This window comes from Segeticoccus rhizosphaerae (assembly GCF_009192725.1).
Lineage (GTDB): Bacteria > Actinomycetota > Actinomycetes > Actinomycetales > Dermatophilaceae > Segeticoccus > Segeticoccus rhizosphaerae.
Genome location: NZ_VOHR01000463.1, coordinates 1 through 2220, shown reverse-complemented (window position 1 = coordinate 2220; position 2220 = coordinate 1). Strand labels below are relative to the sequence as shown.

The window sequence follows — 2220 nt, the reverse complement described above, 5'->3', positions numbered from 1 at the left end:
GGGCGAGATTCTCACACGCGGCGGCCGGCAGAAGCGGACGGCGTCGGTGCGTGGCGGCCACCCACCGCGTGTGAGAATCTCGCCCCGGGCCGGGTCGGCGCCGTGCAATCTCGCCTTGGGCCGGGTCGTCGCCACGCAGCAGCCGGGTGTGACGCCGGCGGCCCGGGCGACGGACTGGTACAGCATTGACAGGTATGAGGGGTGTGCGGGTTTGGGGTTGCGGATCGAGGACTACGCGCTGATCGGGGATACCCACACCGCCGCGCTGGTGGGCACCGATGGGTCGCTGGACTGGTTGTGCCTGCCCCGGTTCGACTCGGCGGCGATCTTCTCGGCACTGCTGGGTGGGCCGCGGCACGGCCGGTGGCTGCTGGCCCCGGCCGCTGCGGTCACCGGGGTCAGCCGCCGCTACCGCGGCGACACCCTGGTGCTGGAGACCCAGTGGCGCACCGAGCACGGCACGGTGCGCGTGGTCGATGCGATGCCGGTGCGGGACCCGGTCAGCGAGGAGGCGCCCTCGGTGGTGCGGATCGTGCAGGGCCTGTCCGGCCGGGTGACGATGCGCTGTGAGCTGGTGGCCCGGTTCGACTACGGCGGGCTGCTGCCGTGGGTGCGGCACACGCCCGCGGGGATGAGCGCGGTCGGTGGACCGGACGCGGTGTGGCTGCGCACCCCGGTGCGGCTGCACGGCCGCGACTTCGCGACCGTGGCCGACTTCGAGGTGGGGGCCGGTGAGCAGGTGCCGTTCGTGCTGACCTGGCAGCCCTCCCACCGTCCGGCGCCGCCGGTGCTGGAGGCCGGCCGGGCGGTGGCCGACACCGAGGCGTGGTGGCGGGACTGGATGGCCGGCTGCCGCTACGACGGGCAATGGCAGCAGCCCGTGCGCCGCTCCCTGCTGACCCTGAAGGCCCTCACCTACGCCCCCAGCGGCGGGATCGTCGCCGCGCCCACCACCTCCCTGCCCGAAAAGGTCGGCGGGGTGCGCAACTGGGACTACCGGTACTGCTGGCTGCGCGATGCCACGTTCGCGCTGCAGGCGCTGTTGTACACCGGGTTCACCGCCGAGGCCCGCGCCTGGCGGGCCTGGCTGATGCGCGCGGTCGCCGGAGACCCGGCCAAGCTGCAGATCCTGTACGGCATCGGCGCCGAACGGCGCCTGCCGGAGTGGCAGGCCGACTGGCTGCCCGGCTACGCCGGCAGCGCCCCGGTGCGGGTCGGCAACGCCGCCGCCACCCAGTTCCAGCTCGACGTGTTCGGGGAGGTGTTCGACACCCTGCACCTGGCCCGCACCGCCGGGCTGGAACCCGACGGGCACAACTGGGCCCTGCAACGGGTGCTGCTGGACTTCCTGGCCGAGCACTGGGCCGACCCCGACGAGGGGATCTGGGAGGTGCGCGGGCCCCGGCGGCACTTCACCCACTCCAAGATGATGGCCTGGGTCGCGCTGGACCGGGCGATCCGCTCCGCGCAGCGCTTCGGCCTGCCCGGGCCGCTGCCGCGGTGGCGGCAGCTGCGCGAACAGATCCACGCCGAGGTGTGCGAGCGCGGCTACGACCCGCGCCGGGGCACCTTCACCATGTACTACGGCTCGGCCGAGCTGGACGCCGCGCTGCTGATGATGCCGCTGGTCGGGTTCCTACCCGCCGACGACCCCCGGGTGGCCGGCACCATCACCGCGATCGAGCAGCACCTGATGCACGACGGGCTGGTCCACCGCTACACCCAACCGCCCGAACAGACCGGCACCCCCGTGGACGGGCTACCCGCCGGGGAGGCCGCGTTCCTGGCCTGCTCGTTCTGGCTGGCCGACGCCTACGCCCTCACCGGCCGGCCCGCCCGGGCCCGCGAGCTGTTCGAGCACCTGCTGTCGCTGCGCAACGACGTCGGCCTGCTCGCCGAAGAGTACGACACCACCACCGGGCGCCAGCTGGGCAACTTCCCCCAGGCCTTCAGCCACGTCCCCCTGATCGAGACCGCCCGGACCCTGTCCACCCGCGGCGGACCGGCCCACCCCCGCCGCGACCGCACCTGAGCAGCCCACCAAACGCCCCCTGCTGCCGCGTGCGGTGGGCCCTCGCCGGCCAACTCAACCCTCCCGGCACCTGCTCGGGCAGGGCGCCAAAACCTGGTTTCCCTCGCGGTCAGGGCCTGGCCCAGTATGCGGCTTCCGGGGCCGGCCGGCCCGGCCGCGCCGGACCGTCGGGCCTGCTGGCTCGGCGG

General features: G+C 74.1%; 1 protein-coding gene. It reads left to right on the top strand.

What is annotated here, in order from left to right; genetic code table 11:
- Positions 1–2032 (top strand): glycoside hydrolase family 15 protein (locus FRW57_RS20635; protein ID WP_420853275.1); only part of this gene is annotated, 2032 nt, incomplete at its 5' end.
- Positions 2033–2220 lie beyond the last annotated feature (188 nt).